Raw genomic sequence first — 19,003 nt, forward strand, 5'->3', positions numbered from 1 at the left:
TCAGCTCCCGATCGTGCCAGTCTGCTCAGCGCGCGCAAGCACGAACGATTCCTCGCCCGCTTTGGCCGTAACGCCCAGCTTCGCTAGATCCTGGGCCTTGGGCCCGGATGTCGCCTTCAGCAGCGCCGTCTTGTCCAGCTTCGGCTTGGCAGGCGCGAACACCTTGCCCCAGCGCAGCTTTGTCAGCGCGCTGATCAGCGTGTCTTCAGCACCAGCGATCGCCAGCACTGTCTTGCCAGTGCGCGATCCAATGATGCATCCGCCCAGCTCCATGGATTTGCGCTTGGCCGGCAGCAGCTCGGCCGCCACCTTCGCCCACCAGGGCTGAACCTTCTCGTCGATTGCGTCCATCTCCTGGACGATCGGCACCAGCTGCTCGTCTGCAGCGGCGTTAATCTTGGCGATCGCGTCATTGCGCTCCGCCTCGATGCCCGCACGCTCACCGTCCAGCACGGCGAACCGCTCGAGCATGGCCGTGGCCTGCTCCAGCGTGCGTGGCTGGCGATGCTTGGTAGCGGCCGTCTCGCTCACAGCGTCGACGTCCGCTCGATCGGTCCGGTGCGCAGATCCTGGATGACATCATCCACGGTGCGCGCGCGGCTGAGTTGTGCCTGGGCAACGCGCCCGGCGGTCAGTTCGCCATGCACTTGACGCAGCCAAGCTAGGCTGACGACAGTGCGAGCCTTCGGCTCCTCGGACTTGAATGCGCTTGCGCGCAGCTGCTCCAGATCGATCCGATCGTCGCTCACATCCGCCTCCGCAAATTGGTACAGCCGCCCTGGCGCACGTCCGGCTGGCGAAACGCCGCGACGATCTCGCCCGCGATGGCTTGCGCCTCGCTCTCCAGGTCGTCGAAATGCCTTTGGTTGCGCACGCCCAGCGATACATCGTGGCACAAGACATCAAGCCGAGTGCTGGCGCGGGATAGGCGGCTGCCCGCATCGCCACCGTGAAGACCTTTCGGCATCGGTGCGTCTCCCGCCCACGAAAAAGCCCGCAGGCACCTCGGGGAATCAGGTGTCGCGGGCTACGGTCACAATTATCGCCGGGTCAGATTTGGCAGTCTCGATGCGCTTTTGGCAGGGGCTTTTTTGTGACACCTGCAAAAAACCTACATGCTCAGGCGATCTTTGGACTCATCGTCCCCCATCGTGATAGGTATCTGTGATTCTAAACAAATGCGGTTGATCAATATGAAACCTGATACGCGTTCTGACGAAATGGGCATCCGCGCGAATAACAGTATATCCAAGTTCATCGAGTATTATATCGAGCCAGAAAGGCGTTTCGATTATGCAGTAATGATTGACGGACCTTGGGGCTCGGGCAAAACCCACCTAGTCAAGGAATTTGTGAAAAATAGCACTGTAAACTCGCTTTATATCACGCTCAATGGTGTGTCTTCGACCGACCAAATCGACGCGGAAATCTATCGGCAGCTCCATCCGATTTTGTCGGGCAAAGGGATGAGGATTTTAGGCGCTGTATCGCGAGCGGTCGCTAAGGGTGCGTTCAAAATGGATTTTAGCGATGGCAATAGCGCCACCTTAAACGCAAGTCTGACTGAAATCGATATATCTAAGGAACTTAGCAATCCCGGCAAACGATTGCTGGTCTTCGATGATCTCGAGCGGTGCAAGATTCCGGTGGGCGAAGCGCTCGGCTATATTAACAGCTTCGTGGAGCATGACGGCCTTAAGGTTATAATCCTCGGTAATGAGGCTGAAATAAAGGATGATGGCGATATGACGTATCGCCAGATAAAAGAAAAATTGGTTGGTCAGACCTTAAAGGTATCGTCACCGGCCGGCGAAGCGTTCGAGGTATTTGCTGAACTGGTTCGGCATCCTCCAACTCGCGGATTTCTGAAGCGTCACAAGGAAAATGTACTGGCGCTTCACCGCCAGGGAGGACGCGGCAATCTTCGGACGCTCAAACACGCGATGTGGGATTTCGAGAAAATCGGCTCGCTTCTAGAAACGCGCCATTGGAACAAACAGGCTTCGGTATTGAAGATCATGAATGTTGCAATGGTGTGTACCATGGAAGCCCGCGCTGGCGTTCTCGATGCAGACGTCCTGAATTCGCTCATCGATAATGCTGTTGCAAGGGCGATGCGTCTCCAAGCTAAAAAACCCAAAAACCGTGCGGATGAAATTGATGATCGCTACCCTCAAATCAATTTTAGTGACACACTGCTGACTGCACAGATGCTCGGTTCCACGCTGCTCGAAGGGCAGATTAATGGTCCCGGGCTCGTGGCAGTGTTGGACGCTTCAGCCGACTATGCCGCCCCTGGAGACAGCCCGCTATGGAAGCAGGCGAGCGCGCTTTTCTTCGCCGACGACGAAACTAGCGAGCGCGTAACGCATGAATTGGAAGAAGCCTTCGCAAGTCATCAATTCACGTTGCGAGGTGAGATTTTGCACGTTGCCGGCATCCGTCTTTGGCTTGCTAAGATTGGTATGATACCGAAGGAAATTGATGAGGTGGTTGACGAGTGCAAGGCCTATATCGACCACGTTGGTCGTGCGGCTCAGCTGGAGACCAGCCTAGATAGGCCAAATGAACATGGCGGACGCAATATCTATGGCGGCTACATGATGGTTCAGTCAAACACACCGGAGTGGCTTAGTATAGCTGCACATTACGATGAGGTAGAACTCACTGTAGCGAAAGAAAAATATGGGTCGATCGCGCGCGACCTCCTTGAGGTCCTGCCCACGGATCCAGACGAATTTCTGTTTGACCTTGCGGTGAACGGCGTGCGCCGAGCTCGATATAGCGAACATCCGGTCTTAATGAGCATACCGGCGAAAGAGTTTGCGACGGTGATCTTCGAAGCATCACCCGAAATTCAGGCCCGCGCGTTTGCAACCTTGCAAAACCGCCACGCTGGCCGCAGCATCCCTTCGCTTCTCCCAGAAAGGCTGTGGATCGCAGAAGTGAAGAATGAACTCGAAAAGCTCATCGTTGCCGCCAAACCCATGACCCGCTATCGGCTAAATCAACTGATCGAAGAACACCTCGACCCGCTTTTTGCCGACTAAGATGCGACAGTTCATAACAACCCCGCATGCATCGCCGCCAAGTCGCCGGCATCCACCCGCTTCACCGCATCGGCATAGAAATTCGGCCACATATCCAGCGCCTCGAGCAGCATTCGCCTCGCCCGCCTCGGGCTGATATTATGCCGCGCCGCCGCTGCGCTGATTCCCATGTCGCCCACGATCATCGCCAGAACCGGCTGAGCCTGGGGCAATGCCGCGCGCCATCGGCCATAAGCCATCTCCGCTCTCACCCATCCCAGCGCCTCATAGAACGCGCCACCAGCGCGCGGAGAGGCATCGACCCGGGTTTCCAGGCTCACGGTGCGGATGGTCAGCTCGGCGCCGATTTTCGCGGCAATACCGGCGATCACGTCGGCGTCGGCGAGCTCGAACTGGTCGATTACACCACGCACATACAGCATGTGCAGGCTGCCCTGCAGCTGTCGGGATGCATGTTCATGCGTTTGGGCGGTGCCATGGCGCTTGTGATCCCACCGGTTGGCGATCGCGTGCTGCTCCTTGCGCAGCGCCCGCTCGGCGGCGGCCTTTCCGGGGTGTCGCGCGGCATAACTGGCGGCAATTCCTCGCCTGCGCTCACTCAGTTGCGCTTGCGCTACCTTCTTGCCCTTCGCTGCGCCTTTGCGCGCAACGCCTGCCTTCGATCCCATATCTGCCAATTCCCCGCAACTTCGATGCACGGGGAACATAATCCAGTTCGGCAGGAGGTAGGAGGGGCTGATTTGTAACGCTTTTCGGCCCACTGGCAGGCGGTGTCGCCGTGCGATCGCCCGGGTTGATTATCCACCCTCGCGCGCGCAGCTGCCGCACTGCCATCGGCTCGTCATCGGGCAGGCTCAGGCCACGAGGCCCAGGTATGCGCATTAGCTGCCCTTCCGCGACCAATGTCCGCAGCGCACGGCGCACCCGCGTGCGGTTGGTGCCAAGCGCGGCACCGATCTCGCCCAAGCTGGGAGACCCATCCCATTGCCGGATATATTCAGTGACGAATTTCAGCACTAACAGCTTCAAGCTTGCCATCTCAGGGCGCTGTTTCAGGTCGGCACGGGGCGCTGTTGGGCGGATCTGGCTGGCCATGCTGGGAACATATCAGGAAACGGGCTAAAATGCTCTATTTCGATAATTTGAGTCCCATAGCTCAGCTGAAAAAAACGCTGCAACGTGATTTCGACGTTGCGATTTCGAGATGGTATCGGCCATTAATGCCCCCACCCATCAATAGTACGAGGATGAGGTGCTACATTGGACGCTGGAATTCCTGCAGAAATCGCACAAGTCAGCTATAATTCGTGATCGCCAAAATCGGCAAGAAACTCCCGACCCTTCGCTGAAATCATAAGTTGCCTGGGAGACTGGTCGAGCCCTCCGATGGAAACTATGGTTTGCGGAGCGACAACGACAAGATAGCCAGCTTCTATCACCCGACGAATTAGGACCATCATCACCGGCGTCCACAGAATGCCTTGGCCCGGCGGTAATCTGGCGGCATCGAATAAGATATCCATTTCAAGTTGTGAAAACTTGTCATGGGCAAACCGGAGGTTGATTTTGTATAGACGAAGAGATTTACGATCAATCTCCCCGCGGTCGGCTCTCCTGTGGCAATTTGCACAGAGAGCGATGAGATTGTCGTAGTCATGCGAACGACAATTCGCCCAGGGGATAATGTGGTGAATCTCGACCTCAATGTATCGGCAGGTGGGTATCGCACAACGGTGTCCAGCCTCGACAAGGACGCGCCGTCTGATTTCGGCCGGTATTGGAGGACGACGTTCCCCGTCAAATGACTCGTTCATTATCGACCAGCCTCCAAGGCATACATCCTGATCGCCTTCGGTCCAGACCAGGCCGTGCCATGCAACGCATCGGCCTTCGCTTGGAGGTCAATCCGCCGTCCAGCCCTCCCGTTGTCATCGATATGGGCCAAAGTCACAGCATCCGGCCAATCTTGCTGCGCAAACATCTGCAACGCCAGCTAGTGATTAGGGCTGAAATTTTGCATGAATTCCACTGCATTTAGCTAGCTGACCCTCACATACGTCACTCTGGTCTGTTCGAAAACCTCCGGGCCGAACTTAGGAGCGACTCTGTCATAATCGGGAAATCGTATCGTGGTGCTGGCATAGCAATCGGCAACCGTCGCGCCGTCGCTATCACCCAAGGCGTCGTAGAAAACCCCGATCTTGAACGACCGGTAAATTGGCATCGGGTTTTGCCTGAACTCTACCGATGGCTGCGGCACCTCAATGAAGAACTGGAACTCGGCATGGTCGCCCGGCAGGATGCCCTGCATATGTTCGCCGGGCTGCCGCACAAATGCCTCGTCTGTGTTGAACGGGAGATGGTGTTGGCCAGCAGACCCTTCGAACTTAGGATATCGAAAGGTGACGTTCAGCGCAGGCGTTTGTCCTATGTTGATAGCTCGAGCGATTAAGGTGATGCGCGAAAAATCCTTCACCCGCTCGATGCTCAGGGGCCGGACCTCGAACTTTATCCAAGGCCTGGTACTAATCGAGGCGATCCTGTTTGCCGCCCCCATCTCTCTGTTCGCGGCTGCACCGCTGGTAACGGCGGCGCGCGTCAGATCAATCTGGTGCCAAAGCAGATAGGTGCCGACCACCGTCACCAATATCTGGACTGTCACCAATAACAGACCGGCCCCTGAAATCACTGAGGCCTGCCTTGTGATGGCAAGCTCGGCGTCTGCGCGCAAATGGTCGCGATGGATATCGTTCACTGCTCTGATGCATTTGCCGCGGTCGATCGCGAGGTCGCATTCGGCCTTGATCCGGGCTGCCGCTTGGGCGCGCTCTGCTGTAACGCCTAAGCGAGCAGACGGAACCAGCGATTGGCTCGAGATCCACAAAGCAGCTGGTGCGGCAACTGCGAGAACGAGCATAAGAATTCCGAGCCAGATCCATGAAACCGACCCAGCGACACCATTTGCCGGATGGCTGCTACCCTCACCCATGCCGCTTCACTTTCTTGGCGCGCATACCAGGATCGCCTTCGGTACATTCCATCCTTTGATGTGAAGCGTCCCGTCGATTGTCACCAGATCTAACCGTCCCGACGATCCAGTATCGTCGACATAGAGCAAAGTGACGCGATCAGGCCGGTCAGGCTGCCTGAGTACTATCGGGGGCCGCCAAGCGCCTGCATCGAAAATGCACCGCTCTACATCGTAGATATTGGCCTCCGAGACATAGTCGAAGTCAGGCTTGCGATCGTCCCACTTCGATATCGGCCCAGCAGCTGCTGCGGCAGGTAGCATCAATCCCGCAAACGCAAGCAACGCTCGGGTCATCCGAACGCGGCCTTGATATTGTCGGCGAACACCGCGATCGCCGCGACCAACGCTAGGGCAGCCGTCGTTGTCGTGACGATAAATCCCTTGCTGGGAAGGTGCGATACTCTCTCGGTCAGCGTGGCGATGTTGACCTTCACGTCGCCCAGTTCGTCGGCAACCTTGTCAATCCGACCTTCTAGCCTTGTCACGCGATCGTCTGTCGGGCCAGAGCCTCCACTGCCAGAATCCGTGCCAACACCTTTGATCTCAGCATGCATAAAACGAATTTCACGCTCCGCTTTCAGTATTTGGCTCAAACGGTCGTCAATCGCCATTGCGCTGCTCCTGAAGTAGCAGCAGAAGCTCTTTTGAAAGTTTCAGCAGCTCGTCAATATTTCCAGTAAGATTTTCCCACTCGTCTGCGCTCACCCCTTTACCGGTGTAAGTTCTAAACATAATACGGACCATTGCGGATGTCACGCCAACGTGACTAATCAAAGCCTCGGCGCTCTTTATACGGTATGTAGTTTCGTCGACCAACTTGCTGGATCCTTGATAAATAGAGGCTTTCCGCCATTAACGTGATCAATGATCGGTCCGCAGATCAATCCAAAAGACGCATCATTCAATCATCTCGGGCGCGTCGATCCGCGCGATCGCGAACTTATGCTCGCATCGCAGGTTTAGACAATAGCCAGTCAGATCGCGTCCGTTGCTGATCCAATTTGCCCACCGTGCGAACGCAAACCAACCCATGCTCGTCCGCATACGTAAACCGGATCAAGTCACCGGAAGCGCCAGGCTTCAGCATCCATCGCTTCGCCATATCGGCTCGCATTCCGGTCTTTGGCCTGCCGGTCGCAGCGATCGGAGTGGTTGGCGCAGACGGCGGCAGTGCAACTGGCGGCGGCGCACGCCGTAGCCCCTGCGCCTTATCGACCATGGCGGTGCCAGCCTCGTAGATCGATTTGACTGTCTTGATCGTGTTGGGATCGTTGAGCATCTTTGCGGCCGCGACTAGCAGGTGAACAGGAACCGCCATCGCTAAGCGCCCGCCTTAAAAACGCGTTCGTCATCTTCGGCGCGAAAAGCGCTCCGATCATTATGCAGGGTGTTGTGCTTGGATGGTCCTTCCACGGCTGACCTCATTATGATTATGAAGCTGTTTCTCTCAGGCTCGCCCAGCTTGTTAAAATACTCGATCAACTGCCGCTGCTGATAATCTAGCGCCAAAATGGGGGTTTCGGTCGAAGGATCGTCAGTTTCACCTGACAAATACGCTGCTGTAGTCTGCAGTTCCCTCGCGATTTTGTGGAGATATTTGCTCCCGTAGCCGTCGCCTGACACAAGCTTGTATATGGTCGTTTGAGACACACCAACGCGCCTCGCCAACTCAGATTGCGAGATGGCGAGCTCCTCCATCCGAAGTTTCAGGCGGGACGATTCTAACACTGCTGCATTCTAAACCTTTAGGTTTTGAGACAAACAAACCTTTCGGTGTTGACTCGATAAAACCAATGGGTGTAGCAAGCACTCATGGCACTGATTCGATCTTCATTCGAAACACCACTCGACGCATTGCTTGAGGCTGTGCGCATTTTTGGTGGCCAGTCAGCAACAGGTCGGCACCTAGGAGTCAGCCAACGTGCCGTCTGGAGGTGGGTCAAGCAAGGCACCGTGCTCCCAGCCGAGCATGTCCTCGCCATCGAAGCTGCCACCGGCATTTCCCGTCACGATCTGCGGCCCGACATTTATCCCGTCGATCTGCCTGCTTCTGCAGCATCATCCTTGCTTTCATCCAATCCCTCAGGGGCCCCCTTCCCCGAAGGTCGCACTTCCAGTCGTCCCGATGCCAGTCTTGACCCTGTTGAGGCATCCCAAACGGTGGCTGGTGGGGAGGCGGCGCAGTCTTTCGACGACCCGGGCTGCGCCGCCGACGCCCCCGAAGTAGGGGCCCCTCCCATCGGAAAGGCTGCGGCATGAAGTGCGGCGACGGATCTCTCATCATCGCCGCAATCCTGTCGCTGTGCCTGTTGATCTGCATTGGCGTGGCCTGTGGCCTTTCCCTTTACGGCATCGCCACATCGGAGGCCGCCTGTGCATCCTAACGCGCCTAAGCCCGGCAGTCCCTTGCCGTCGAGCAACCAGAATGCAGACCGTGCTGCTAGCGGCTCTGCAACCGAAGGGGCGGCACCGGCATATGCCGCCCCCGAGGGTTGGTCATGACGAAGGCGCGCGCGCCTCTCTCGATAGACGCTGGCCTTGCCCGCATCGCCGGCCACCTTCCCGGTGGCTACACCGATATGGCCACGATCGTCGGCCGCGCGGTCCGCACCGTGCGCAACTGGGGCGATCCCGATACGGCCGAACAGATCCCGCTCGATTGTGCGATCGCGCTCGATCTCGCCTTCATCGCCGCCGGTGGAGACTGTACTCCGCTGTTCGAGACCTATCAGCTGCAGCTCGAGCTCGCGCAGATGGAGCGCTTCGCCTGCAATATCGCCTTGGGCAAGCATGCCGCCAAGGTCATCCGCGAAGGCGGAGAGGCGCATTCCGCGCTGCTGCTCGCAACGCTGCCCGGCGCGACGGAAAACGACCGCAAGAACGCGCTGCGTGAATGCAGCGAGGCCTTCGATGTTCTGAAGCGTGCCCTGCCTCTGCTCGGCGCACCGAGCGCCGATGGGGCGGGCGGCACAAACAATGACCCGATTCCCGATCAGCACCACCCGCCGTGATCGACACTTCATAACCCCGGCGCGAAAGGGGTGCCTGGTACGGCTCGCGAGGCCCCCAGCGGCTGATTATTGGGTCAGCCCCTGCCTTGACAGGCTCGGCGGACATCGATCGCACCCCGTCGCGCAACATCCCGCCAACCATCAGCCAGCCCGCTGCGAACCGCGCTTTCGGGATGGCCTTTCTGCTGCCTGAAGAAAGCTCCCGATATGCCCGAAACAATGACCCAGCCCGCTTCAGCCCGCTTCGCAGACCCGGGTATCGGCCACGCCGAAATGCCTGCCGCCGAGCCGCGCCGCCTCAAGCACTGGACTGCCTATCGCTCCGGCGCTGCGCTCTCGGTGTCCGGAATGGACGCGGTAACCGGCAGCACCATGACGATCACCGGCGTCAGCACCCTCGGGCCCGATGCTAGGGGCGGCGTCTTCATCACCGATGCCACCGGCCAGCGCTGGGAACTGGTGCTGTGACCACACCGCCGCCCATCCCGGCTGCGCTAATGTCGCCCGGCACCTATCTCCGCAAACGCCGCGAGGCCGCAGGTGTCAGCCTCGACCTTGCGGCCGTCGCATTGGTGCCCTGGGCCCAAGCGAAAAAGGTGTTTGAGCCTGCCGCGGTGCGCTCGGTGATCAACAACGATCTCGTCGCCCAGGTCGTGCATGTTTCGGCCTGGATTGCCGAGCTCGAGCGCGACATGCGGGTCGTCGACGGCGCGGTCACCGCGCGCCTCGCCTGCATCATCCCGCTCGACGTCGAGATCTATGATCGCCTGGTCGCGCACAAACATGGTGTCGCCGTCCCGCTTCCGCAGATCTGCCGCGAGTGCGGCTGCAGCTGGCACCACCCCTGCGTCCAACGCGTCGAAAGCGGCATCCCTGGGTGTTTCGCCGAATACGGCTGCGCCTGGGCGGGTGCCGACCCCAACCTCTGCACCGCCTGCGAGCGCAAGGCTGCAACACCCCAGCAGGAGACGGCAGATGCGTCCTGATCCAACCCTCTGGAACCTGCAGGCTGATCGCGAGCCACAGGAAGGCTTCTTCGGCGAACCGATCAGCGCCGCGACCGCCGGCATCGCGCTCACATGCGGCTTCATCCTCATCCCGGGCCGCCTGGCCCTTTCTCTCGTCATGGAGCTGATCCGGTGAACCAGAGCACGATCCACCCCGCCGACTGCCGCTGCAGCAAGTGCCCCGGCACCCGCGAACAGCGCCAGCACCGCTTTCGGATCACCGTTTTCCTTTACATGGCCATCCTGATCGGTGCCGGCACCCTCATGATCATCGCGACGGCCGCACGATGAGCGCGCCCCTCTCTGCAGATGACCAGCTGCGCCTGTTCGTCGAGCGCATCGAGCGCCTCGAGGAAGAGAAGCGTGGCGTCGCCGACGACATCCGCGACACATACGGCGAGGCGAAAAGCCAGGGCTACGATCCCAAGATCATGCGCCAGATCGTGAAGCTCCGCAAAATGGAAGCGCACGCTCGCCAAGAAATGGAGCTGGTCCTCGAAACGTACAAAGCCGCGCTGGGGTTGGGCTGATGGCGGGCGGCGCGCAGCCCATCAACCTCTCGGCCGACCAAGCGCGCGTGATCCATTGGTCCGGCGTCTCGCAGATCCGCCTGCGCCCGGGCGTGATGGCCGATCGTATCGTGGCTGGCTCGCAGGCGTGGATCCGCGAGCCTTACGCTTTCATGCCCTGGGCAGACAATTACGCGCCCACGGCTGCGTTGGCGCGCGCCGACAGCGTCGCAACGCCAGGCTCCGGCAACATCCATTTCCTGGCCGATGGCCGCAAGCCAGCCGGGTTCGGGATCACCCGCTTCGCCCGCACTCTGCCCCGCCAGATGAGCCGCGGCTTCCTGCAGGTACTCTCGATCGAGATCGACGAGCTGCAGCGCTGGTCACTGCAGGATGAAGCCGCCCTGGGCTTCTCCAAGGCAGATTACGTCGCCTCGTGGAACGTCGCCGCGGCCGCGATCGCGAGCTTCGGCGGCGATTCTAGGGGCATGCTCTGGGCCGACAATCCCCGGGTGCGCATCATCAACTTCAGGCTGGTCAGGCAGAATATCGACGCCTGGCTTGCGTCCCGGCGCGAGGGTGTCGCGCATCGAAAACTTGCCGCAGCGGTGCCTGAAACCGCTGCGGCAAGCAGCGCTCGCAAAGGCAGGCAAGCCTCGCGAAGCGCACCTTCCGCAACCAATGCAACTGGCCACGAAAGGACCTGATCCATGAACCAGACCATACCGCTGAACAAGCTGATCCTATCACCGCGCAACGTCCGCCGTACTAACGGCGACGAGGATATCGAGAGCCTCGCCGATTCCATTCACTCGAAGGGTCTGCTGCAGAACCTCGTCGTCTCCGAAAGCATCGAACATGCCGGCAAGCACGAGGTCGACGCGGGCGGCCGTCGCTGGCGCGCACTCAATCTTCTCGTCGACCAGAAGCGCATCGCCAAAACGTTCCCGGTACCGGTCCACATCATCCCGCGCGACGACGCGCTCGAGGCCAGCCTGGTCGAGAATCTGCAGAAGGTGGCGATGAACCCGGCCGACGAAGTCGAGGCGTTTCACGCGATCGTCCATGGCGGCGAACCGTCGATCGACGACGTCCCCAACCGCATCGCCAATTGCGCCCGCCGCTTCGGCCGCACCGTGCGCTACGTCGAACAGCGCCTGCGCCTGGCTGCGCTGGCGCCGGAGATATTGAGCGCGCTGCGCGAATACCGGATCTCGATCGAGGCCGCGCGCGCCTATGCAAGCCATCCCGGCCACGCCGAGCAGCTCGTCGTGTTCAAGAAGGAAGACGCCAGGGCACTGACCCAACCCGAATGGGCGCACCGCCCGGTCAGCATCCGCGAGGCGCTGGCAGGCAAGAGCTTCCCGCTCGATCATCGCTTGGTGCGCTATATCGGGCTCGACGTGTACATCGGCGCCGGCGGCAAGACCGAACGCGACCTGTTCTTCGGCGACGACGATCGGGAGCTGCTGATAGACACCGCGCTGGTGCGCAAGCTCGCGACCGAAAAGGCGCTGCACGAAGCCCAGGCGCAAGCTCACACCGGCGGTTGGCTGGATGCGGCGGTTACACCGGTCGACGGCCCCTATTGGTCGACTCCCAAAACGCCCGACGGATTTAAGGAGCGCTGGGCCAGCAATCCCGCAGATCTGCCGCTGGTCGACAAGCACAACGCGATCGCGATTTTCCGCGTCAATGCAGACGGCACCGGCGTCGAATTGGCACAGCATTGGTTCCAGCCCGCACCGCCCGCTGCACCCGGCCAAGCCGACAGCTTGCCGCCAGCGATCGACCGCGACTGGCAGGCTGAAGCGCGCGAGGACGAGATCCGCACGATCGCCGCCCGCCTGGCCGCCCCCAAGGTGGCCGGCACCGCGCTGGAAGGTCGCGCCTTTTGGCCCGCCAAGGACCGGGCATGGATCGATGTCATCGAAGAGCACGAAGGAAAGACCTTCGTCGCGCTGATGATCGAGGTCGATCCCGCCGATCTCCAAGAGCGCCTGGTCGAAGCTGAGGCCGAGTATGAGGCGCGTGAAGCCGAAGCAGCCGAGAAAAGGCGGCGGGCCGAAGCGGCCCGAGCCGCTGGTCTTGATGGCGTCGAAGCCAACGACACCGCCGCGCAGGCCGGCTCCTCGATCGATGAGCCGGTCGCATGAGCCAGGACACCATAGAATCCCGCGTCGCCAGGATCATCGCCGACCAGTTCGGCGGGCTCAAGCTGGCCGACATCGATCCCGATATGAAGCTGCGCGACGACCTTGGTGCGGACAGTCTCGATTCCATCGAGATCGTTCTGGCTCTCGAGGAGGAGTTCGGCGTGCCGATCGCCGACGATGACTGTGCAGCCTGCCCCACTGTCGGCGAGCTGCAGCAGCTGCTCGTAAAGCTGCAGGAAGCGGTCGCATGAACGCGCAGGAGCCCACGGCAGAATCGCGGCGCGCTGAGCGCGAAATGCGCGCCGCCGTTCGCGAGCAGCTCGTTGCGATGGGCGTGCCCGGCAATACCGCGGTCGAGATTGTCGATTTAGCTTTCCACGCAACCGATAAGGCAATGGATGCGCTGGTCGCCGCGACCGAGGTCTCCCAGGATTCGCGGGTGCGTATGAACGCGCTGCTCGTCGCCACCAGTCTTGTCGACATCCGGATGAAGCAGGCGCGCGACTCTGCAAGCGAAATTGCGGGAGCGCTTGGCTGCCAGATGATGCACGGCACCATCCGCGTAGGAGGTCAGCCATCATGACCGCCACCGCCGAGAAGCCCGAATTCGCCACAGCTGTCGGCAACATGCCGGCGCTCAATTGGTGCAGGCTCGATCAGCTCCACATTGATGACGCGTACCAGCGCTCGATCGACACCCCGGGCAGCCAGTCGATGATCCGCGCGATCGCGCGCAAATGGAACTGGGATCTGTGCCAGCCGCTCTTCGTCGCCAAGCGCGATGATGGGCGCATGTATGTCGTCGATGGCCAGCACCGGCTCGCTGCGGCAATAATGCGAGAGGACATCGACCAGTTGCCCTGCATCGTGTCTATGACCAGCGGTTCAGCTCAGGAAGCGCAGCTGTTCAGCGAGTTCAACCGACGCAGGCGAGCGCCCAGCCAGCTCGATCTATACTTCGCGGATCTCGCTGCAGGCGAACCTACCGCGACCGACATCAACTGCGCGCTGATCGCTGCAGGCCTGTCGATGTCGAAGCACACCAACGCCGGGAGCTTCAAGCCCGGCCAGGTGATGAACATCGCCGGCCTTCGCAACTGCCTGCGTGTGCATGGCCTCGATGTGCTGTCAGTCGCATGCGACCAGATGGCGAAGGGTTGGGCCGGTCAACGCCTGCAGTATGCAGGCACGCTTTTTCCCGGAATAGCCGAGCTCGTTCGCCACGAGCGCGCGTTGGCGCAGCGCGCGCCGTGCTGGGCAGAAGGGCCAAGGGTCCAGGCGATTGCCCCGTTCCTCGCCAGCAAGCAGCAGATGGATTGGTACGGCCTGGTCATGCGCGCGAAAGGCGACACCCCGGGCACCAACACGCACGTCATCTCCGGCCAGGTGCTGCTGCAGCACTGGACCGCCAAGCATCCGGGAGGGGCGTGACCATGGAGATCGATGTTGAGGAAACCTTCAAGGGCTTTCACTGCCAAGTCCAGCACGCCGAAAATGCCGAAATAGACCCTCGCGAGGGTATTGTCAGCGTAAAGACGGTCACCATGCCCGGTAGCAATCCGTTGGTGTTGATCAACATTAGGCATGCCGACGGCACATCGAACTGCGCGGTGCTCGATTCCTCCAAGTTCATGCAGCTGACAGCGCTGATGTACGACGCAAGCTGCGAAGCAGCGACGCTTAGCCACCAGGCTGCAGAGGCGACGGTCCAATGACGCGCTACGCAGCGAAGACCGAGGTCAGCTCGGAAGCTTCCCGGATGGAGATCGAGCGAACGCTAACGCGTTATGGAGCCGACGCATTCAGCTACGGCTGGCAGGGCAAGACGCAGACGATGGTCTCGTTTCGCGCGCACGATCGCTATGTTCGCTTCGTCCTCACCTTGCCGGATCCTGATCTTCCGGAGTTCAAGTCGTACCGGCGCGGGGCCTTCATGGTCGACCGCGCGCCCGAGGCCGCGCGCAAGCTCTGGGAGCAGGCCTGTCGGCAACGCTGGCGTACTCTGGCGCTCGTCGTGAAGGCAAAGCTCGAGGCCGTTGAGTGCGGCATCAGCGAGTTCGAGGACGAGTTCCTTGCCAACATCGTGCTGCCCGATGGCCAGCTGCTTGGCCAAGCCATCCGACCGCAGATCGCCGCCACGTATGCAACAGGCAACATGCCGCCGATGTTGCCCGACTATTCGGAGGGCAGATGACCTGCGAATACATCCGCCTTCCTGATGGCACCGGCATGTTCGTCTGCGGAACAAAGGCGCGGCCGAAGTGCGTGAAATGCGGCAACCGCGCCGATCTCGAGTGCGACTGGAAGGTTCCCGGCAGGCGATCCGGCACATGCGACAAGCCGATCTGCGCGCGCTGCACCATAAGCCCGGCGCCGGAGAAGGACCTTTGCCCAGAGCATGCTGAAGCCTGGGCCAATTGGCAGCAGGCAAGACGCGCATGAACCAGCTCGCCCAGCAGATCCAAGAAGACGCGCGCCGCCGCGAAGAGCGTGTTGCAATCGCCCGCAAGTTCTCCAATGGCACGCCGCTGGATGTTGATCGAGGCGGATCGTTCCCGCTGCAGATGCCCGATCGCGGCGCCGGCGACGCCCGGCCGTATGCAGTCAGCGCCGATCCCTGCCCTCGCTGCGCCACGCGCGGCGCGCTCGGATGCGCGCACCAGAAACCCTACCAGCCCAGGAGCAATTGAAACCATGGCCAGCCAGCCAGTCCCGTCCGGCCGCATGTTGAAGATCGGCGAGGTGATCGAGCAGACCTCGCTTAGCCGCCGCTCGATCTACCGCCTAATGGACGCGGGCCAGTTTCCGAAAAGCCGCAAATTGTCGCCGCAAAGGGTCGCCTGGTCCGAGAGCGAAGTTGAGGCCTGGAAGCAGTCACTCCGGGGCAGCTGAGGCGCTCGGCAAGGGCCCTCACAAACACAAGAAAATCACAAAATCATTTTAATGCAAGGGGATAAGCCAATGTTCCAAATCCTGCCACCCCAGCCACGTTCAGCTGCAAACTATTGAAAAACAATGATTTGCCCTCTCGCTCCGCATTTGGCGCCTGCCAACTGTGTGACCTATCGTGTGTCGCAGGGTCGAACGAGTGGCATGAACCATGTCCAAGAAAGATACCAACTTCAGACGATTTCGCCGTCGCCTGGCGCGAACTGGATCAGGTCGAGGTCGTAACGATATGCATGACTGATGCTCGTTAACACCGGATCGGACAAATTTTCCCCGTTCGACACTCGCGGAGCCCTGGTCCGCTTGACCGACAAGCCAACTGATTTGCCCAGCCGCGCACTACTGGCCATGAAGCTCGCCAAATCGGCCACTGCATCCTTTGAGACCGCCCAACTGGCCGACACGCAGCCGGTGACGCGTCGCGCCTTTGGGTTTCAGATCGAAGGGCCGCTCCCGCGCAATAGCGTCTCTTGGCAGTCCAGAAAGGCGCACCGGCGTGACCATCCCAACGATCGCCCGCCGCTTCCCAAAAAAATCGTGCTGGACGCTCTTGCGGACCTGTGGTGAGCAAGGCGCATGTCCGCCCTGCCCCCGACGATCGTGACGCCTGCGATTGAGCCTGCCAAGCTCAACGCCAAGGAGCTCGAAATCCTGCGGTTGCTGGCCGAAGGGCATACCGTGAAATCAATCGCTGCAGGACTCAACCGCTCGGAAGCCTCGATCAACGAACGCCTGCGCGAAGCGCGGCGCAAGACCGGGGTAGGCAGCAGCCGCGAATTGGCCCGCTTGCTGGACGCCCAGAAAATCTGGGACAGGAAAATCGATCTGTCATCACAGTCACCCTCGACCGATAGCTCGGACAGGCCGCCGCACAGGCACGGCCCATGGTCGAAAGGAAAGATGATGATGCTGATTGCCCTACCCCTCGCCGCCGCCGGGCTGTTGATGACCTCGATTGGTGCGTTCGAAGATGTCGTGGCACCGGGTTCCGAGGCGGTGGTCCCCGCGGGCGCCTCGCCTCTGGTCGGCACCTGGTCGCTCGATGTGGCGCAAATCCCCTCCGCAGAACGGCCGCGTGCAGTCACCATCGCGTTCCGTGAGGCGACGGAGGGGCATTGGAACACACGGGTCGAGATCATCGCTCCGGATGGATCACGGATGACGGCCGAGTCCACCGCCCGTCTCGACGGCGTGGCGGTTCCCGTGACAGGGAATATGGGTTTCATCGACAGCATCTCGTTGCGCCAGCCCGAGCCCGCCACACTGGTGATGACGCTCGCAAAGGACGGCAAGCGGGTGTCGACACGTGTCTACACCTCGGCAAAGGACGCGCAGACGATGACCGAGACGATCGTCTGGGCCGCGGAAGGGATGCCCAACATTGTGACGACGACGTTCAACCGCACGAGCTGAGACGCAGAACGCCCGGGTCCACGGGCCGGGCGTTCTCATGTCCCGCTGTTCCGGCCCGTCAGAGCCGCGGGGGCTGCCGTCTTCAAACCGGGTTCCCCCACTGGTTCGCAACCGCATACCCCTTGGTGACGGCACTGCCGCCGATGCGCAGCCGACGGCCCCCAGATTACATCTTGGATCAAGCAGCACGCCGCACAAAGTGGATGCCTGCATGCCGTGTCGATGGTAGTTGCACGATAGCTTTCGCAGCTGAGGACCCCGCCATCACCGAAGAACGCAGTCAATCGCTAGACAGGCCGCAGCGGCGGTTGCTGCGCCGGATTTTCAACGGCCGCACCGTTCCCGTCTTCGTCGATGGGCGGCCTTTTCTGACCTACAAGGAGGCAAGCCGATACCTCCTCTCACTTGCGGATGACGACCGCCAGAAGGCCTTTCTGGACATGAGAAGCGGCGCGGCGATGGGATCCGTGATCGAGGAGTAGATCGTGCGGCCACGCAGGCGCGTGCCATGATTCAGCCTGACGCCGGCTTCACTGAAAGCGCAGCGTGTTCTCGAACCCCTCATTTGCCCTGGTCATCTTGGCGAGTTTCCTGAGATTGGCTCGAACATATCGTTCGAAACGCGGATCGTCGTAGATGCCCGTGACCACATACTCATCCTGTGCCAGCAATTGCTTGAGACGATCGGCGAATGCGACCTGATCATCCTTGTCGGCAACCATCCTCAGGCTTCGGCACACCCATTCTTCAGCCGCTGCCTTGTCATAGTCGTCCCGAGCCTCATACCCCCGCCTGTCGGCAGCCGCCTGATCAAGACGCGCCGCATCGATGCGGCATTCGAGCCATTTGCGGACCTGTTCGCCGTTCCATGCTTTCGACAATATGCTCATCCTGTTTTCCTGCCCGGCAGGGCAGCCTCTGGCTAGTTGCCATCCGCATCGACCGTGAAAACCATCGGTTTTCCGCGAGACGCAGGGTCCCAGCCGGCATCCAGCGCTGCCTGAATTCCCCTTGATACAATCGCATCACTGATCTGAAGGCGGCCTCGCTGCATTCCCTTCAGCAAGCGTTTGGGCGGGGGAAATTCCAGCAAGGCTTCGCGCTGGGTATGCTTCTGCAGCAAGGCGACCGTCACGCCTTTCCAGCCTTCGGAATCGCACCACTGCGGCTCGCTCCGCACCTCCCACTCATAATGAAGCCCGCCGACGTCGACGATACCGGAAAGTCTGTTGATGTTGGTCATGCTGCCACGCCTAGCAGGTCTGTGACCATAAACCATCGGGCAGGTGAGCGATTTCACGAAGTGCTCGCCGTTGGGCTCACGATCCACTAACCATCGTACATGGCAGAAAAATTCGAACGACATCGACAACCATGGACCAGCGCAGAGATCCAGAAACTCCACGCACTGGCAAAAAAGGGCATGCCGTTGAAGGCCATGGCCAAAGCGCTGACCCGTAGCGAGGAATCGGTGAAGGACCGCGCGAAGGCTGACGGATTACCCATCAAAAAGCTGAGATAGCGATGAGCGAAACATTACATGAGCTGCAGCTGAAAATGGATGCTGCGGCACGGGCACTGGACTTCGAGGAAGCAAAAAGATGCCGTGACAAGATCAGTCTGATACGCGGCGGCGCCACAGCTTCTGAAGCCGAGGAAGCCGATTTGCTGGGTGTGGAACGGCAGCAGCCGGGTGCTATGGGCTTGGGAACCAGCCAGCAGCGCGTGACGCCCCCTGAAGGCTGGAAGCCGCCGCCAAAGCCCGATCCGATGACATCCGGCAAAACCGCTCCCCGCAAACCACGCAGATGACACCATAGCGGGCAACCCATCATTATCTTGAGGAACCCGCCACAATTGGTAAGACACCTCCAAGA

The 19,003-nt window shown here is 60.3% G+C and carries 34 protein-coding genes; 22 read left to right on the forward strand and 12 right to left on the reverse strand.

What is annotated here, in order from left to right:
* From IP68_RS02260 to IP68_RS02270, 3 genes are read right to left on the reverse strand one after another with little or no spacing between them, the layout of a single operon-like run.
* A complete protein-coding gene (locus IP68_RS02260) occupies window positions 1–531 on the reverse strand; it encodes a host-nuclease inhibitor Gam family protein (RefSeq protein ID WP_054133344.1) in 531 nt (176 codons plus the stop codon).
* The gene (locus IP68_RS02265) at window positions 528–749 is read right to left on the reverse strand and encodes a hypothetical protein (RefSeq protein WP_054133345.1); all 222 of its coding nucleotides are present in this window, start codon (window positions 747–749) and stop codon (window positions 528–530) included. The genes IP68_RS02260 and IP68_RS02265 overlap by 4 nt, the downstream gene beginning before the upstream one ends.
* Window positions 746–967: a hypothetical protein gene (locus tag IP68_RS02270; RefSeq protein WP_054133346.1), complete on the reverse strand. Its 222-nt coding sequence runs from the start codon at window positions 965–967 to the stop codon at window positions 746–748. The genes IP68_RS02265 and IP68_RS02270 overlap by 4 nt, the downstream gene beginning before the upstream one ends.
* Before the next feature lie 226 nt (window positions 968–1,193).
* Between IP68_RS02270 and IP68_RS02275 the strand changes: the two genes are divergently transcribed.
* Window positions 1,194–3,050 carry a P-loop NTPase fold protein gene (locus IP68_RS02275; protein ID WP_197275697.1) on the forward strand — a complete coding sequence of 619 codons (1,857 nt, stop codon included), beginning with the start codon at window positions 1,194–1,196 and terminating at the stop codon, window positions 3,048–3,050.
* A gap of 11 nt (window positions 3,051–3,061) precedes the next feature.
* On the opposite strand, the gene IP68_RS02280 is transcribed toward IP68_RS02275, so the two are convergent.
* From IP68_RS02280 to IP68_RS20805, 7 genes are all read right to left on the reverse strand, one after another.
* Window positions 3,062–3,757 (reverse strand): hypothetical protein, encoded by a 696-nt coding sequence (locus IP68_RS02280; protein WP_197275698.1) that lies wholly within the window; start codon window positions 3,755–3,757, stop codon window positions 3,062–3,064.
* Window positions 3,758–4,348: 591 nt separating this feature from the next.
* On the reverse strand, window positions 4,349–4,864 hold the full coding sequence (locus IP68_RS02285; RefSeq protein ID WP_054133349.1) for an HNH endonuclease: 516 nt from the start codon (window positions 4,862–4,864) through the stop codon (window positions 4,349–4,351).
* Between the two features lie 224 nt (window positions 4,865–5,088).
* A complete protein-coding gene (locus tag IP68_RS02290) occupies window positions 5,089–6,039 on the reverse strand; it encodes a hypothetical protein (RefSeq protein WP_156317904.1) in 951 nt (316 codons plus the stop codon).
* 332 nt (window positions 6,040–6,371) lie between these two features.
* Window positions 6,372–6,692: a hypothetical protein gene (locus tag IP68_RS02295; RefSeq protein WP_054133351.1), complete on the reverse strand. Its 321-nt coding sequence runs from the start codon at window positions 6,690–6,692 to the stop codon at window positions 6,372–6,374.
* Window positions 6,682–6,897, reverse strand: a complete 216-nt coding sequence (locus tag IP68_RS20045) for a hypothetical protein (protein ID WP_156317905.1) — start codon at window positions 6,895–6,897, stop codon at window positions 6,682–6,684. The genes IP68_RS02295 and IP68_RS20045 overlap by 11 nt, the downstream gene beginning before the upstream one ends.
* Before the next feature lie 124 nt (window positions 6,898–7,021).
* Window positions 7,022–7,399, reverse strand: coding sequence for a hypothetical protein (locus IP68_RS20050; RefSeq protein WP_156317906.1), 378 nt, complete (start codon window positions 7,397–7,399; stop codon window positions 7,022–7,024).
* 2 nt (window positions 7,400–7,401) lie between these two features.
* Window positions 7,402–7,809, reverse strand: a complete 408-nt coding sequence (locus IP68_RS20805) for a helix-turn-helix domain-containing protein (protein ID WP_369814814.1) — start codon at window positions 7,807–7,809, stop codon at window positions 7,402–7,404.
* A gap of 84 nt (window positions 7,810–7,893) precedes the next feature.
* On the opposite strand from IP68_RS20805, the gene IP68_RS19640 reads away from it, so the two are divergent.
* From IP68_RS19640 to IP68_RS02380, 19 genes are all read left to right on the forward strand, one after another.
* On the forward strand, window positions 7,894–8,340 hold the full coding sequence (locus IP68_RS19640) for a YdaS family helix-turn-helix protein (RefSeq protein ID WP_082382067.1): 447 nt from the start codon (window positions 7,894–7,896) through the stop codon (window positions 8,338–8,340).
* Window positions 8,341–8,579: 239 nt separating this feature from the next.
* On the forward strand, window positions 8,580–9,092 hold the full coding sequence (locus IP68_RS02305; protein ID WP_054133353.1) for a hypothetical protein: 513 nt from the start codon (window positions 8,580–8,582) through the stop codon (window positions 9,090–9,092).
* 207 nt (window positions 9,093–9,299) lie between these two features.
* Entirely contained in the window at window positions 9,300–9,560 is a 261-nt protein-coding gene (locus IP68_RS02310) for a hypothetical protein (RefSeq protein WP_054133354.1), read from the forward strand.
* A gap of 29 nt (window positions 9,561–9,589) precedes the next feature.
* The gene (locus IP68_RS02315; RefSeq protein ID WP_054133355.1) at window positions 9,590–10,078 is read left to right on the forward strand and encodes a hypothetical protein; all 489 of its coding nucleotides are present in this window, start codon (window positions 9,590–9,592) and stop codon (window positions 10,076–10,078) included.
* Window positions 10,068–10,235, forward strand: a complete 168-nt coding sequence (locus IP68_RS20055; RefSeq protein ID WP_156317907.1) for a hypothetical protein — start codon at window positions 10,068–10,070, stop codon at window positions 10,233–10,235. Before IP68_RS02315 ends, IP68_RS20055 begins: the two co-directional genes overlap by 11 nt.
* Window positions 10,232–10,390 carry a hypothetical protein gene (locus IP68_RS20060; RefSeq protein ID WP_156317908.1) on the forward strand — a complete coding sequence of 53 codons (159 nt, stop codon included), beginning with the start codon at window positions 10,232–10,234 and terminating at the stop codon, window positions 10,388–10,390. Before IP68_RS20055 ends, IP68_RS20060 begins: the two co-directional genes overlap by 4 nt.
* Window positions 10,387–10,629, forward strand: coding sequence for a DUF2312 domain-containing protein (locus IP68_RS02320; RefSeq protein ID WP_054133356.1), 243 nt, complete (start codon window positions 10,387–10,389; stop codon window positions 10,627–10,629). Before IP68_RS20060 ends, IP68_RS02320 begins: the two co-directional genes overlap by 4 nt.
* Entirely contained in the window at window positions 10,629–11,315 is a 687-nt protein-coding gene (locus tag IP68_RS02325) for a hypothetical protein (protein ID WP_054133357.1), read from the forward strand. The genes IP68_RS02320 and IP68_RS02325 overlap by 1 nt, the downstream gene beginning before the upstream one ends.
* A 3-nt stretch (window positions 11,316–11,318) precedes the next feature.
* Complete coding sequence (locus tag IP68_RS02330; protein WP_054133358.1) at window positions 11,319–12,764, forward strand: ParB/RepB/Spo0J family partition protein; 1,446 nt, start codon at window positions 11,319–11,321, stop codon at window positions 12,762–12,764.
* Window positions 12,761–13,015 carry an acyl carrier protein gene (locus IP68_RS02335; protein WP_054133359.1) on the forward strand — a complete coding sequence of 85 codons (255 nt, stop codon included), beginning with the start codon at window positions 12,761–12,763 and terminating at the stop codon, window positions 13,013–13,015. The genes IP68_RS02330 and IP68_RS02335 overlap by 4 nt, the downstream gene beginning before the upstream one ends.
* Window positions 13,012–13,347 carry a hypothetical protein gene (locus IP68_RS02340; RefSeq protein WP_054133360.1) on the forward strand — a complete coding sequence of 112 codons (336 nt, stop codon included), beginning with the start codon at window positions 13,012–13,014 and terminating at the stop codon, window positions 13,345–13,347. The genes IP68_RS02335 and IP68_RS02340 overlap by 4 nt, the downstream gene beginning before the upstream one ends.
* Complete coding sequence (locus tag IP68_RS02345; RefSeq protein WP_054133361.1) at window positions 13,344–14,195, forward strand: DUF6551 family protein; 852 nt, start codon at window positions 13,344–13,346, stop codon at window positions 14,193–14,195. The genes IP68_RS02340 and IP68_RS02345 overlap by 4 nt, the downstream gene beginning before the upstream one ends.
* A gap of 2 nt (window positions 14,196–14,197) precedes the next feature.
* The gene (locus tag IP68_RS02350; RefSeq protein ID WP_054133362.1) at window positions 14,198–14,479 is read left to right on the forward strand and encodes a hypothetical protein; all 282 of its coding nucleotides are present in this window, start codon (window positions 14,198–14,200) and stop codon (window positions 14,477–14,479) included.
* On the forward strand, window positions 14,476–14,958 hold the full coding sequence (locus tag IP68_RS02355; protein WP_054133363.1) for a hypothetical protein: 483 nt from the start codon (window positions 14,476–14,478) through the stop codon (window positions 14,956–14,958). Before IP68_RS02350 ends, IP68_RS02355 begins: the two co-directional genes overlap by 4 nt.
* Window positions 14,959–15,202: 244 nt before the next feature.
* Entirely contained in the window at window positions 15,203–15,454 is a 252-nt protein-coding gene (locus tag IP68_RS02360; RefSeq protein ID WP_156317909.1) for a hypothetical protein, read from the forward strand.
* A gap of 4 nt (window positions 15,455–15,458) precedes the next feature.
* A complete protein-coding gene (locus tag IP68_RS02365; RefSeq protein WP_054133365.1) occupies window positions 15,459–15,656 on the forward strand; it encodes an AlpA family transcriptional regulator in 198 nt (65 codons plus the stop codon).
* Between the two features lie 360 nt (window positions 15,657–16,016).
* Window positions 16,017–16,280 carry a hypothetical protein gene (locus tag IP68_RS02370; RefSeq protein WP_156317910.1) on the forward strand — a complete coding sequence of 88 codons (264 nt, stop codon included), beginning with the start codon at window positions 16,017–16,019 and terminating at the stop codon, window positions 16,278–16,280.
* A 9-nt stretch (window positions 16,281–16,289) separates the two neighbouring features.
* Window positions 16,290–17,126 carry a helix-turn-helix transcriptional regulator gene (locus IP68_RS02375; RefSeq protein ID WP_082382068.1) on the forward strand — a complete coding sequence of 279 codons (837 nt, stop codon included), beginning with the start codon at window positions 16,290–16,292 and terminating at the stop codon, window positions 17,124–17,126.
* Window positions 17,127–17,299: 173 nt separating this feature from the next.
* Window positions 17,300–17,608 (forward strand): hypothetical protein, encoded by a 309-nt coding sequence (locus IP68_RS02380; RefSeq protein ID WP_231683630.1) that lies wholly within the window; start codon window positions 17,300–17,302, stop codon window positions 17,606–17,608.
* A 48-nt stretch (window positions 17,609–17,656) separates the two neighbouring features.
* Here IP68_RS02380 and IP68_RS02385 read toward each other — a convergent pair whose 3' ends face one another.
* Window positions 17,657–18,016, reverse strand: a complete 360-nt coding sequence (locus IP68_RS02385) for a hypothetical protein (protein WP_054133367.1) — start codon at window positions 18,014–18,016, stop codon at window positions 17,657–17,659.
* 32 nt (window positions 18,017–18,048) lie between these two features.
* On the reverse strand, window positions 18,049–18,369 hold the full coding sequence (locus IP68_RS02390) for a hypothetical protein (RefSeq protein WP_054133368.1): 321 nt from the start codon (window positions 18,367–18,369) through the stop codon (window positions 18,049–18,051).
* 99 nt (window positions 18,370–18,468) lie between these two features.
* On the opposite strand from IP68_RS02390, the gene IP68_RS19645 reads away from it, so the two are divergent.
* Complete coding sequence (locus tag IP68_RS19645) at window positions 18,469–18,648, forward strand: hypothetical protein (protein ID WP_082382070.1); 180 nt, start codon at window positions 18,469–18,471, stop codon at window positions 18,646–18,648.
* 2 nt (window positions 18,649–18,650) lie between these two features.
* Window positions 18,651–18,938, forward strand: a complete 288-nt coding sequence (locus tag IP68_RS19650) for a UvrB/UvrC motif-containing protein (RefSeq protein WP_082382071.1) — start codon at window positions 18,651–18,653, stop codon at window positions 18,936–18,938.
* The last annotated feature ends 65 nt before the right edge of the window (window positions 18,939–19,003 follow it).

It is taken from the genome of Blastomonas sp. AAP25 (assembly GCF_001295965.1).
Lineage (GTDB): Bacteria > Pseudomonadota > Alphaproteobacteria > Sphingomonadales > Sphingomonadaceae > Blastomonas > Blastomonas fulva.